14 protein-coding genes are annotated in these 12,546 nt (G+C 71.2%); 10 read left to right on the forward strand and 4 right to left on the reverse strand.

The features are described 5' to 3' along the window. Positions 1 to 30 precede the first annotated feature (30 nt). Positions 31 to 495 (forward strand): RpiB/LacA/LacB family sugar-phosphate isomerase, encoded by a 465-nt coding sequence (locus VK923_07210; GenBank protein HSJ44451.1) that lies wholly within the window; start codon positions 31 to 33, stop codon positions 493 to 495. Here the strand turns inward: VK923_07210 and VK923_07215 are convergent, their stop codons facing one another. Then, positions 496 to 1,077 (reverse strand): GNAT family N-acetyltransferase, encoded by a 582-nt coding sequence (locus VK923_07215; GenBank protein ID HSJ44452.1) that lies wholly within the window; start codon positions 1,075 to 1,077, stop codon positions 496 to 498. 111 nt (positions 1,078 to 1,188) lie between these two features. On the opposite strand from VK923_07215, the gene VK923_07220 reads away from it, so the two are divergent. Beyond that, positions 1,189 to 1,566, forward strand: a complete 378-nt coding sequence (locus tag VK923_07220) for a hypothetical protein (protein HSJ44453.1) — start codon at positions 1,189 to 1,191, stop codon at positions 1,564 to 1,566. Positions 1,567 to 1,991: 425 nt separating this feature from the next. On the opposite strand, the gene VK923_07225 is transcribed toward VK923_07220, so the two are convergent. Together VK923_07225 and VK923_07230 are read right to left on the reverse strand one after the other, a co-directional pair. Then, positions 1,992 to 3,608 (reverse strand): adenylate/guanylate cyclase domain-containing protein, encoded by a 1,617-nt coding sequence (locus VK923_07225; protein HSJ44454.1) that lies wholly within the window; start codon positions 3,606 to 3,608, stop codon positions 1,992 to 1,994. Continuing rightward, positions 3,605 to 3,760, reverse strand: coding sequence for a hypothetical protein (locus VK923_07230; protein HSJ44455.1), 156 nt, complete (start codon positions 3,758 to 3,760; stop codon positions 3,605 to 3,607). Before VK923_07230 ends, VK923_07225 begins: the two co-directional genes overlap by 4 nt. A gap of 195 nt (positions 3,761 to 3,955) precedes the next feature. Here VK923_07230 and VK923_07235 point away from each other — a divergent pair, with 195 nt between their 5' ends. The 3 genes from VK923_07235 to VK923_07245 are packed head-to-tail and all read left to right on the forward strand — an operon-like array spanning position 3,956 to position 5,770. Continuing rightward, the gene (locus VK923_07235) at positions 3,956 to 4,156 is read left to right on the forward strand and encodes a hypothetical protein (GenBank protein ID HSJ44456.1); all 201 of its coding nucleotides are present in this window, start codon (positions 3,956 to 3,958) and stop codon (positions 4,154 to 4,156) included. 52 nt (positions 4,157 to 4,208) lie between these two features. Beyond that, positions 4,209 to 4,859, forward strand: a complete 651-nt coding sequence (locus tag VK923_07240) for a TetR/AcrR family transcriptional regulator (GenBank protein HSJ44457.1) — start codon at positions 4,209 to 4,211, stop codon at positions 4,857 to 4,859. Positions 4,860 to 4,903: 44 nt separating this feature from the next. Beyond that, positions 4,904 to 5,770, forward strand: coding sequence for an alpha/beta fold hydrolase (locus VK923_07245; GenBank protein HSJ44458.1), 867 nt, complete (start codon positions 4,904 to 4,906; stop codon positions 5,768 to 5,770). A gap of 197 nt (positions 5,771 to 5,967) precedes the next feature. On the opposite strand, the gene VK923_07250 is transcribed toward VK923_07245, so the two are convergent. Beyond that, positions 5,968 to 6,963, reverse strand: coding sequence for an AIR synthase related protein (locus tag VK923_07250; GenBank protein ID HSJ44459.1), 996 nt, complete (start codon positions 6,961 to 6,963; stop codon positions 5,968 to 5,970). 49 nt (positions 6,964 to 7,012) lie between these two features. On the opposite strand from VK923_07250, the gene VK923_07255 reads away from it, so the two are divergent. The 5 genes from VK923_07255 to VK923_07275 are packed head-to-tail and all read left to right on the forward strand — an operon-like array spanning position 7,013 to position 12,537. Next, complete coding sequence (locus VK923_07255) at positions 7,013 to 7,831, forward strand: phosphosulfolactate synthase (GenBank protein ID HSJ44460.1); 819 nt, start codon at positions 7,013 to 7,015, stop codon at positions 7,829 to 7,831. Beyond that, positions 7,828 to 8,682, forward strand: coding sequence for a hypothetical protein (locus VK923_07260; GenBank protein HSJ44461.1), 855 nt, complete (start codon positions 7,828 to 7,830; stop codon positions 8,680 to 8,682). The genes VK923_07255 and VK923_07260 overlap by 4 nt, the downstream gene beginning before the upstream one ends. After that, entirely contained in the window at positions 8,679 to 10,058 is a 1,380-nt protein-coding gene (locus VK923_07265) for an adenylosuccinate lyase family protein (GenBank protein HSJ44462.1), read from the forward strand. The genes VK923_07260 and VK923_07265 overlap by 4 nt, the downstream gene beginning before the upstream one ends. Next, the gene (locus VK923_07270) at positions 10,049 to 11,062 is read left to right on the forward strand and encodes a pyridoxal-phosphate dependent enzyme (GenBank protein ID HSJ44463.1); all 1,014 of its coding nucleotides are present in this window, start codon (positions 10,049 to 10,051) and stop codon (positions 11,060 to 11,062) included. Before VK923_07265 ends, VK923_07270 begins: the two co-directional genes overlap by 10 nt. Continuing rightward, positions 11,059 to 12,537 carry an argininosuccinate lyase gene (locus tag VK923_07275; protein HSJ44464.1) on the forward strand — a complete coding sequence of 493 codons (1,479 nt, stop codon included), beginning with the start codon at positions 11,059 to 11,061 and terminating at the stop codon, positions 12,535 to 12,537. The genes VK923_07270 and VK923_07275 overlap by 4 nt, the downstream gene beginning before the upstream one ends. Positions 12,538 to 12,546 lie beyond the last annotated feature (9 nt).

Consider the following 12,546-nt stretch of genomic DNA (forward strand, 5'->3'; position numbering starts at 1 on the left):
CCCACACACGCTCGACCGCGGAGGATGGCGATGAGGATCGCGTTCGGTGCCGACGACACATCTGCGACGGTCGACGCGGTGCTCGACCACCTGCGCGACGCCGGTCACGACGTGACGGTCGTCGACGCGGGCACGCCGTGGCCGACCATCGCCCACCGGGTGGGCACGGCGGTCGTCGACGGCACGACGGACACGGGCATCGTCATGTGCTGGACGGGCACCGGCACGAGCATCGCGGCCAACAAGGTCCCCGGGGTGCGTGCCGCGCTGGCGTGGGAGCCGTGGATCGCGCGAAACGCGCGCCGATGGAACGACGCCAACGTCCTCGCGCTGAGCCTGAAGCGCACGGCGCCGGACGTCGCGGTCGAGATCGTCGACGCGTTCCTCGACGTCGAGACGCCCGACGCCGACGAGGTCGACAACATCGCAGCCATGGAGCGCTGGCAGGGGCCCACGGGCATCGACTCGACGAGTGGATTCAAGTCTAACGTTTAACTAGAACGTGAGAGTTCTGCGCTGCGCAAAGTCGGAATAGCCCTCGGTATCGCGATCACAGGGAGCTCCGCGCCCTGGCAGCACGCGGCGATACCTGACCTCGGGCGCCTCGATGCCCAGCACGGTCTGGCGACGCCGTGTGCCGTCGGCGGCCCAGCCCCGCGCCGTGTAGAAGACCCGCGCGCGTTCGTTGCCCTCGTGGACCCACAGCACGGCGTCGCCGAACCCCACCGCACGCAAGCGGTCACAGCCGGCGGCCAGCAGGGCGCTGCCGACGCCGCGACGCCAGTGGTCAGGGTCGACGTAGAGCGCATAGACCTCACCTCGCGCCGCATCTGCCTTGAGCTCCTCGCCGCCGACCAGGACGAACCCGACCGCGCGCCCGAGGTCCTCCAGCAGCAGCTGTGCGGACCGCCGGGGCGGATCGTCGAGCACCTCGTGCCACAGATCGATCCGGTCCGTCACCGACAGCCCGTCGAGGAACGCGGCGGGCATCAACCCCCGGTACGCGCGCTGCCAGGCCCGCACGTGCAAGTCGGCGAGCGCGTCCGCGTCGTGCGGGTGTGCCGTGCGCAAGTGCATCGGCGTCTCCGGTGTCGCGGCGTTCCTGCACCGACGCTAGCCGCTGGTGCCGGGTCCGTTCACCCAGCCCCGGCTGCTGGTGGTCCCTGAACGGTGCCGGAACGTGTGTTAGTGGACAACCGTCGGCACACCCGGACGAGCAACGTCCGCAACACCACGGTCCCGGCGCCGGAGCTGACGATCGAGGTGCCCGACGAGGGCAGCAAACTCCGCGGCACCGTCGAGGTGCGGGCGGTGGCCGACCCGGAGCGGGGCACGCACGAGGTCACGTTCGAGCGCCGCGTCGGTGACGGCGGGTGGACCGAGATCGGGACCGACGACTCGTCGCCCGCCTACTCGGTGTTCGACGACCTCTCGGCGCTGAGCCTGGCGGCGGGCACCGCGATCGCCTACCGAGCGACGCCGCACGACGGCGACACGACGGTGGTCAGCGACGTGCGGACGGTCCAGTTCGCCGGGCCACCGGCCGAGCAGGCGATCGTGCACTAACACCGGCCCGCGGGCGACTACGCCGACTGGGCGCTGCACCTCTTGGGCGACGCGGTCGCTCCCGACGTGCTGGCGAGAGGCGCGTCCGCCGGGCGGGGGGTGGGCCTGCGAGGCTGCCCGGTGGTCGAAGGTGGGCGATGCGAGTACAGCACCCGAGCGCAAAGGCGACCACCCACACGGCGAACGCGCGCACACGTGCGTCGGCGCCACCGATCGTGTCCGCGTCCGCCGGAACCGTGCTCACCGACGGTCCTCCGGCACCTCGGCCTCCCTGGTTCGACACGGCGTGCGTGGAACGGGCTTCGCTGCCGCACGGGCGATTCGGACCCGGACATGATGCACCGTCGTGGTAGCAGGACCGTCGCCTCGACAGCCGTGGACTTGTACCGCGAACGACTGTCCAACGACGAACGCGGCTGTGCGCGTCAGGCCAGACGCAGAACGCGGTACATGGGAACCGGCTGTTCGCGCCCCTTGACGGCGACCGGGCCGAGCGCTTCCGCGACCACCCGGTCCGCGACGCGGTCGTGGGTCGCGCCCGACAGCACCACTTCCCCGGGCGTGGCTGCGGCCTGGACCCGCGCCGCGACGTTGACCGCGTCTCCGATCACCGTGAACGAGTGCTGCCGGTCGGTGCCGACGTTGCCGATCACGGCGCGGCCGGTGTTGACGCCGATCCGGAAACGGGGCCATCCGGGGTGGGCGTCGGCGACGTCGCGCACCGCGTCGCGCATGCCGACCGCCGCCTGCACCGCGCGCAGGGCGTGGTCGGGCTGGTCACCCAGCGCATTGAAGACCACGAGCACGGCATCGCCCGCGAAGCGCTCGATCATGCCCTCCGGCGCACCCGTGACGGCGGGCACGGCGCGCTCCCAGTACCCGTTGAGCATCGTGACGACCTCGGCGGGGTCACGTGCCTCGGAGAACGCGGTGAAGCCGGCGAGGTCCGCGAACAGCACGGTGATCTCCGCCTCGTGCCCGCCGAGACCGGCACGGTCCGGGTCGTCGACCAGCCGCGACGCAAGTTGCGGTCCCACATAGTGTCGGAACAGCTCGTCGACGCGGACGAGCTCGCGTGCGGATCGCTCGAGCGCGCGGACCTCGTCGGCCCCCAGCCCGCCGTCCTTGAGGTCCTCGACGACCGTGGCGGTCGATCCACCCTCCTCCAACGTGCGCACGAACGCCGCCAGCCCGGACGAGGTGCGCTCGTCGAGGCGGTCGATGGTCCGGTCGAGATATAGCCCGCGCAGCGTCCCGGTCACCGACCGCTCCCGGCGGTAGGCGGAACGCGCGGCGAGGAACACCACGCCGAACGCCGCGGTGATCAGGACGTGCCACTCCCACCATGTCACATGCCAGGCGCGTCCGAACATGATCGCGATCATCGCCTCGGCCAGCAGCACGAAGGCCACCGCCACGGCCAGCGGCAGCTGGTCACCGCGTGTGCGGTGGAGCCCGAGGTAGCGCACGGCGGCCACCAGGTACAGCACGATCGCCAGCGGCGCCAGGAGCCGGATCACGGGCGGGGCGATCTCGGCGGGAGGTGCGTCGAGCCCCGACGTCCGTGTCAGCGAGGCGACGGCCCACGCGACGATCACGGCGCCGATGCCGGCGCGCAGTGCACGCAGCCGTCCACGGCTGCGTCCCCACCTGACGAGCTCGACCGTCGAGGCGACCGCCAGGACAGAGGCGAGCAGCAGCCCAACGGGCGTCGCGATCGTGAACCCCAGGTTCTGGTCGGCGAGCACGACGCCCGGCGTCGCCAACGCGTGCAGCCCGAGGAACCCGGCACACGTCAGCAGGACGAGCGACACCAGGAAGGTGCGGCTGTCGGCGTGCTGCTCGGCGGCACCGCCGATGACCAGCCCCAGCACCAGATCGACCACCGCGACCAGCAGCACGAGCCAGAAGTGGGCGGGATGATGCTGCCACTCGACGTCGAGCGGCGGCACCGCGAGCAGCACGACCAGCCCGACCATCGGGAGCGCCAGCACCGCGAGCACGGCCGGCAGCCGCGTCCACCGGGTGGCTGCGGCGCTCATGTGCGCCGCCCCGGCTCCGGTGACGCCTGCAGTGTCGCATCGAGGTGGCCGGCGTCGAGGTGGATGACCCGGATCCCGAGCAGCGTGCCGAGGCCGCGGCTGACATGGGTCCTGCCGCCGCCACAGTTGCCGATGACTGCCACACGCTGCACGCCTGCAGCGTAGCGACACCGACCCGCCGGGCACGTCCTAGAGTGCAGCTCCGAGCCGCCCCGACGCGAAGGGACGTGCGATGTTCGCCATGTTCGGCAAGCTGACGGCCACGTCAGGGCAGCGCGACGAGCGCTCGAGATCCTCCTCGAGGCCGCGGACGTCGTGGGCGACGTCGACGGTGCACGCTGTACCTCGTGAACATGGCCACCCACGATCCGGACGGCGTGTTCGTCTACGAGGTGTGGGACAGCGCGGACGCGCACCGGGCCTCGCTGGAGGTCGAGGCGGTGCGCAGCGCCATCTCGCGCGCAATGCCGCTGCTCGTGGGCCCGCCGATCGGCCAGTTGACGCTGACGCCCGTCGGCGGCCTGGGGATGCCAGAAGCCGGAGGTTGACGTAGGTTCAATCATCTGTTTGAATGGATCAAACAGATGATTGAACCTGCCGATGGCAACGACACAGACCACCAGCGCGATCCTCGACGCCGCCGAGCAGCTGTTCGCCCTGCACGGCGTCGATGCCACCTCCATCCGCGAGATCACACGCGTCGCGGACGTCAACGTCGCCGCCGTCCACTACCACTTCGGCACGAAGGAGGCGGTGCTGCGGGCCGTCACCGACCGGGTGGTCGGCCCCATGAACACACGCCGGTTCCGCCTGCTCGAGCGGGCGCAGGACGCCGCGGCGCCGCGACCTCCCGACATCGACGCGGTGATCGAGGCGTTCGTCAGACCCGACATCGAGACGCTCATGGACCTGCAGCGACGGGGTCCGACCGTGGCCCACTTCCTCGGCCGGGTGTACAGCGACCAGAAGCCGTGGATCCGACGGATGGCCGGCGAGCAGTTCGCCGAGGTCGGCGAGCGGTTCTTCCCCGCCATCGCGGTCGCGCTCCCCCACCTGCGACCCGACGAGATCGCCTGGAGGATGGCCCAGGTCACCGCGCTGGTCGTGCACACCTTCGCGACGTGGCCCGAGGCCGGAATGGACGCGGCCGGCGCCGAGCGCAGGATCGCCCGCCTGTGCGCATTCATCACGCCGGCCCTACGGGCACCGGCGGTCCCGGAGCGAACGGAGGTGACAACCGGCACACCGTGATCGCCCACCCGCGCCGGGTTGTGGAAGGCGCGACGGGGACGGGCGTGATCGCCAGACCCGACTGGCTGCCCCCCGAGCAGTACCCGTTCACCCTCAGACGCCGCGGTGCCGTTGCCTTTATCGACGAGGGTGCCGGTCCGACGCTGCTGTTCGTCCACGCCGGGATGTGGTCGTTCGTGTTCCGCGACGTCATCACCCGCCTGCGTACGGACTTCCGCTGCGTCGCCCTCGACTTCCCCGGCTTCGGGCTGGCCCCTCAGGCGGACGACGACGCGTCGATCGCCGACCTCGCCGGTGTGCTCACGACGTTCGTGACGGAGCTCGATCTGCGGGACGTGACCGTCGTCGCCAACGACCTCGGCGGCCCCGTCGCCCTGGCGACGGCTGCGGCGCTGCCCGAGCGGGTGCACGGCCTCGTGCTGGCGAACACCTTCGCCTGGACACCGGACCACCGCGCGCTGCGGGCGATGCTCCGCGTGATCGGCGGACGCCCGGCGGAGGCCGTCGGCGTGACGACGAACGTCGTCGCGCTCCTGACATCGACCCGGTTCGGGGTAGGCCGCCACCTCGACCGGGCCGGGCGTGTCGCCTTCCGCGGTCCCTCCCGGGAGCGTCACGTCCGGCGCAGGTTCCACCAGCTCATGGCCTCCACGCTGGACACTCCGGCGTTCACCGACGGCATCGACGACGCTGTGACCACCGTGCTCGCTGACACACCGGTCCTGACCATCTTCGGCGAGCGCAACGACCCGCTCGGCTTTCAAGCCCGCCTCGCCGAACGCTTCGCCGACCACGAGGGCGTGGTCGTGGCGGGTGGCAACCACTTCCCGATGACCGACGACCCGGACCTGTTCGCGGCGTCGGTGCGCGACTGGCACCGACGACGGGTCGCGTCACACGTGACCCGCTGACGCCGGGACCGCTCGCAGGCGGGTGCCGGCCACGTCGGCAGCCGGCCGGTCGCTGATCCGGGCGGGCCCGTCGACGCGGACGGCCGCGGCGATGACGTCGGCACCCGCGACTCGTCGCTGCCCCTACCCGCGCCAACTGTTCGTCGATGTCTCGAGATCTGACAGTCGTTCGTGACCGGCGTCGGGACCGTCCGGATCTAGCGTTGCGGCCGGCCTCGCTCGATGCTGTCGGCGCCGGCGAGCCCGGTCCCGTGCGCACTGACGTCGTCGAGCAGCGTCGCCCGCGCACCGTCCAGACGAACCACGAGCGCACCTGTGTCGTCGATCAGCCCGATCCGCGCACATGCCAGGTCGCGCGCTGCGAACGCGGCGATGATCTCGTCGACCCGATCGGCGGAGGCACACAGCAGGAACCCGTACGACGGGAACACGTCGAGCCATGTCGGGAGGGGCACGTCCTGTGGCCGCGGTATAGCGGCGAGGTCTACCAGGGCGCCGCAACCCGTTGGTTGCAGCAGCATCGCCAACGTGCCGAGCGTGCCCGCCATGCTGATGTCCTTCGCAGCGACGGCGGCGCCTGTGTCGGCCACGTGCCGGAGCACTCCGAGGTCGCCTCGGACGCGGGTGCCGCGCTGATCGTAGGACGGGTAGAAACCGAAGTCCGAGCGCAATCGACCGTCGAGGCAGGCAGCCATCAGCAACACCTGCCCGGCGCGCGCGTTGCGGGCCAGCAACGGCGCGCCGACGTCACCCACGACGAACGCGGACAGCGAGGGCGCGTCGGACGTGATGGTCAGATGCCCACCGACGATTGGCAGTCCATACAGATCGGCGGCGTGACGCAGACCGGCGAGGACCGCTCGCGCCACGTCGGCCGACGCGACGACGGTGTCGACGATCGCCAGCGGGCGACCACCCATGGCCGCGACATCGTTGACGTTCGCGACCACCGCACCGACACCGGCACCGAACGGATCCCTCGCGACGAACGGGGGGAAGATCGCCTCGCCTGCAGCCAGCACGTCACCGGCGCCGCTGTGGATCAGCGCGGTGTCGTCACCCGGGCCGGTAACCCAGTCGGTCGGGCCGAGCGCGTCGGCGACGTGGTGCAGAGCCTGCTTGGCGATCCGCCCTCGGTTGGCCATGAACCGCCCGGCGATGACGGCGATCGGAGCATCGGGACGCTGGTTCACGGGGCTTCCTCGTCGGGAGGGCTGCGATTATAGTGGAGAGCCATCCATCATGAGAGAGAACCGCAGGTTCGAGTCACGCCCCGGGAGTGCTCCATCAGCGTTCCTGGACCTGCCGCGGCGCTCGACGAAGCCACGCAGGACCGGGCGCACCCACGTGCTGGATGTGGGGCATCCGCTCTCGACCGTCGAGGCTGTCCTCGGGTCACGCGCCGACCTGATCGACCTGTGGAAGTTCGGATACGGTACCGCCTACATCGACGCCGAGGTCGCGGCGAAGGTGGCGCTGCTGCACAGACACGACGTCGCGCCATGCGTCGGCGGTACGTTCCTGGAGATCTCGTGGCTGCAGAACCGGACCCACGAGTGCCTCGCATGGGCCGCCGACGTCGGCTTCAGATGCGTCGAGGTCTCCAACGGAACGGTGCCGATGTCCAAGGACGACAAGCGCGGCCTCATCAAGCGCGCCGCCGAGGAGTTCGCCGTCGTATCCGAGGTGGGATCGAAGAACCCCGCCGACCCGGTCGAGCCGGCCACCTGGCGCGATGACATGCTCGGAGACCTTGAAGCCGGGGCGGTCCTGATGCTCGCGGAGGGACGTGCGAGCGGCACCGTCGGGCTGTACCGGAGCGATGGATCGGTACGGGAGGAGCTCGTCGAGGTCCTCCTCGCCGACGTCGGGGACCAGGTCGTGTTCGAGGCGCCCAGAACGGCGCAGCAGGCGTGGTTCGTGCGCCGGCTCGGTGCCGAGGTGAACCTCGCGAACATCGACGTCACGGCGGCATTGTCCGTCGAGGCGCTGCGTCTGGGACTCCGCGCGGACACGATGCGGATGGACGGCGGTGGCGGACGGGTCGAACCGTGGTCGTGAACCTGTCGCCCGATCGTGAGCGGGAGGTCTCGGTCCTCGATGTCGACGTGCCGCTGGAGCTCGAGGCGCTGCGCGACGTGCTGCATGGGCGCCAGGCGTACCGCCGCACGCGGTACATCGTCGCGCGCCGGGATGATGACGTCGCAGTGCTCGAGATTGAGAAGCGCCGCGAGGAGCCGCTGTTCTCCGAGATCACCGCGGTGCGGATGCTGGCGGGCCCTGACGACAGCGTGCTGGTGACCGATCCCACCGTCGACATCGCGGTGCCGTCGCAGCTCGCCGCACTCGCCGAGGCGTCGACGGCGCGGTGCGTAGTCGTCGAGGGCCGGTACTCCTACATTGGGTTCGTCATCGACGCGGCGCCGACCCGGATCCGGATCGTCGATGCCGTGCCGCCGGACCCGCCGAAGCTGGTCGATCAGGCGCGCAGGGTGCTGGCCACCGCCGATGACCTGCCGTCGATCGCTCTCGACGTCGAGCTGCTCGATCTACGGACCCTGGCCTCCGACGTGACCGCCTCGACCGTGCTCTTCCCGTGCCGCGCGTCGGGGCTCGTCGCAAGCAGGGACAGCGCCTACCTCGACCAGCGGCCGCAGCGCACCGACTGGGTGCTGGTCGGCTGTGCGAGGTCCCGTGAGATCCACCGTTGGTTCTACGGCGACGAGCCGCCGGTGATCGACAGTTGTCCACGCCACGTCGTCGACGGCGGCGTGCCCACGGTCGTCCGCTGCTGCCTGCTCGAGACCGGGATCGAACACGACGGACGGGTCGTGGTCGTGCCCTGGGGCGCGAGCCTGGCCGAGGTCCGCGCCGGACTGGCGGCCGCGGCAGGGCTGGCGGCGTCACCGTGACCGCACGGCTGACCGATTCGCGGCTCTACGGACACCTGTGGGCCACGTCGGAGGTGCGCGCGATCTTCGCCGAGGACGCGCGGCTGCAGTCCTGGCTCGACATCCTCGCCGCACTCGCTCAGGCACAGGCCGACCTGGGACTCGTCCCGCCCGAGGCCGCCGGCGCGATCGTTGCACACGCCGACGTCACCCTGCTCGACCTCGACCTGGTGGCACAGGAGACGCGACGGACGGGCCATTCGACGCTCGGACTCATCCGCGGGCTGCAGGCGGTGCTGCCGTCGGTCGCCCGCGAGCACGTCTACGTCGGTGCCACGGTCCAGGACATCACCGACACGTGGACGGCCCTCGTGATGCGCAGTGTCGGCGGCATCGTGTGGCGGGACCTGCGGTCGCTGGAGGACGAGCTGATCGCGCTGGCCGAGCGTCACCGCGACACCGCCATGGCGGGACGTACCCACGGACAGGCCGGCGCGGTGATCACGTTCGGATGGAAGGTGGCGACCTGGGCCGACGAGATCCGTCGCCATCTGGAGCGGCTGCGTTGTGGGGCGGACCGGTGGCTGGCCGGTCAGCTGGGTGGCGCCGTCGGCACCGCGGCGTTCTTCGGTCCGGACGCCGTCGAGCTCCGGGCGCGGTTCTGCGCACTGCTGGATCTGCCGGCACCACGCGTCTCGTGGCTGACGACACGCGACCGCGTCGCAGACTTCGGGCTGGCGCTCGCGCTGGTCACGCAGACGCTGGGTCGCATCGGCAACGAGATCTACGCACTGGCCCGCAGTGATGTCGGAGAGCTGCGCGAGCAGGTCACTGTCGGCAGCGTCAGCAGCATCACGATGCCCCACAAGCGCAACCCGGAGCGCAGCGAGCACCTGGTGACGCTCGCGCGTCTGGTGCTGCCGCAGGCGCACGTGCTGGTCGAGGGCATGATCGGCGAGCACGAGCGGGACGGCCGCTCCTGGAAGGCCGAGTGGGTGGCACTGCCCGAGATCTGTCTACTCACAGCCACCGCGCTTGCGATCGCCGGCGAGGTTCTGCGCGGCCTCGAGGTCGACGCCGACCGCATGGCCGCAACCGTCGAGGCGCACCGCGGCGATCTGGCCTCCGAGCGGCTGCTCGCGGCCCTGACGCCGAGCGTGGGCAAGCACGAGGCACAGGCATTGCTGCAGGACGTGCTCGCCGAGAGCCGCGACCACCGCGTACCGGTCGAGCGGGCGTTGGCGGCCGCGGTCGACGCGCGGTCCCACCTCGACGACACGGCATTGCGCGCCGCTCTCGACGCCGCGCCGGACACCGGCGCGGCGGGAGCGATGGTCGACGCCGTGGTGGCCCACGCCCGCGCTGCGCGCGCGAGGGAGTCCGAGCGATGGCCATGATCGGGCGCGAGCGCACCGCCGCCGTCGACGTCCTGACCACATCACCGCGTGTCAGCCTGGCGCATCTGCCGACGCCGCTGCACCGCGCGGCGGCGCTGGAGCGGGCGCTGGGCTGTCCGCCGCTGTACGTGAAGCGCGACGATCTCACTGGCTTTGCGTTCGGTGGCAACAAGGCGCGGACACTCGAGTACCTGATCGGCGCCGCGCGCGCCGAGGGGTGTGACGTGCTGATCACCGGCGGAGGACCGTCCTCGGCACACTGCATGACCGCCGCCATGGCAGCACGCGTCGTGGGCATGGCGTGCGTGCTCGTGTGCTTCGGCGAACCTCCGGCAAGCCGGCCTGCGGCGCTCGCGCTGGCGCTCGCCGCTGGCGCGCGGGTGCGGTTCACCGGCGACGACGATCGCGCGTCGATTGACCACCAGCTCGACGTGGTGGCGGCCGAGGAGCGCGCATCCGGTCGCCATCCCGCGGTCGTCCCACGTGGCGGCGCGACGGTTTCCGGCAGCCTGGCGTACGCAGCAGCGGTCCCCGAGGTCTCGACGCAGCTGTCCCGGCTCGGTGTGGAGCCGGATCTGCACCTGCTCGCCACCGGCTCGTGTGGGACGCAGGCGGGCCTCGTGGCCGGCACCATCGCCATGGGTGCGGGCTGGCGCGTGATCGGCGCGTCGGTCAGCCGTCCGGTCGACGAATGTGTCGAGCGCGTCACGGCGCTCGCCACCGCATGCACGCAGCGCCTGGGTGTGCGCCCGCCGATGGTGCACGAGGTGATCGTGGTCGATGCCCGCGGCCCCGGCTTTGGTCGGACCTCTGCGGCCGGTCGGCGGTGCGCGCGGCTTGCCGCAGCGACCGAGGGACTGGTGCTCGACGACGTCTACACCGCCAAGGCGCTCGCTCAGCTGCCGACCGTCGCGCGGTCGGACGCGGCCGTGTTCTGGCACACCGGTGGCACCGTGGCGGCCGTGGCCAACGCGCTCAGTGCCGGAGAGGAGCAGGAACCGTGACCACGCCCACCACGGGACCGGCCGAGGAGCTGGTCGCGGCCGGGTTCGCCTATGAGGTCGGCGATGCGCCGGAGCTGCACCACGGCCTGAACCTGGCCGACATCGCACACGTGCTCGTGCTACGGGAACGGGGACTGCTGCCCGACGCCACGATGGTGCCGCTGCTGCGGCTGCTGCTCGAGACGCATCGACGCCCCGTCGACGACTTCCCGTACGACCCGGCGTACGGCGAGGTCTACAACTGTCGGGAACGCCACTTCGTGGCGCGGCTCGGCGACGACGCCGGTTGGCTGCACGCCGGACGTCCACGGCGCGAGGCCGTGCGTGTAGCACTGCGACTGCGGCTACGCGAGATCACGGCCGACCTGGTGTGCGCCACGGCCGGCCTTGTGATCGCACTCGCCGATCGGGCCGCCGAGCATGCCGAGACCTGCATGGCTGACCAGACCTATCTCCAACAGGCCCAGCCCTCGACGTTGGGTCACTACCTGCTCTCGTTCGCGTACCCGACGCTGCGCGACGGGCGGCGTGCGCTGGCGGCACTCGACGACATCAACCGCAGTCCCGGTGGGGCCGGGTGCGCGAACGGCAGCGGACTGCAGCTCGACCGCGGCCGCGTGGCGGACCTGCTCGGCTTCGACGGCATCATCGAGCACACGCGCGACGCCATGTGGCAGACCGACGGCCTGATCGATGTCACGGCGACCGCAGCAAGCCTGGTCGCCGGCGCCGACAAGTTGGCGGAGGATCTGGAGATCTGGTCGAGCCAGGAGTTCGACTACGTGTCCCTGGCGGCGCCCTACACGCGGGCCAGCGTGCTGATGCCCCAGAAGCGCAACCCGTACGCGCTGAGCGTGGTGCGTGGCAGCACGGGCCTCCTCATCGGCCGGCTCACGGGCCTGCTCGCGGTGACCAAGAGCCCGTCGGCGCGCAGCGACAACCTCATCTTCTCGTACGGCGACATCCCCCGGGCACTGACACAGGCGCGGCGGGTGGTCGAGCTGATGCGCGGGGTCGTGGCGACCCTGGAGGTGCACGCTGACCGTATGTGGTCGGCGCTGATCTCCGGGTTCACCCAGGCCACCGACCTCGCGGAGTTCGTCATGCAGCGCTGCGAGGTGGACTACCGCACGGCCTACCTCATCGTCGGACGCGCCGTCCAGACCGCGGCGGTCACAGGTCTGCGTGGCGTCGATCTCACGGGTGAGATGCTCGATGCCGCCTCCGTCGAACACCATGGCGACGCGCTTGGGCTGGCCGGCAGCGACCTGAGTGCCGTCCTGGACCCGCGTCGACTCGTGGCTGACCGCCTGGTCCCGGGCGGCGCCGCCCCTCGGCTGGTGCGCCAGATGGCCGACACGGTCCGCTCGCAGGCCAAGCAACTGGATCGGGGGGTGTCGGAGCGCCGTGCACGTATGCAGGCCGCCGAGCAGGCGCTTCTGCGCCGTGCCGAGCTGGTGATCGCCGATGGGTAGATCGCGCCG

The organism is Euzebyales bacterium (assembly GCA_035461305.1).
In the GTDB taxonomy this organism is placed as follows: Bacteria; Actinomycetota; Nitriliruptoria; order Euzebyales; family JAHELV01; genus JAHELV01.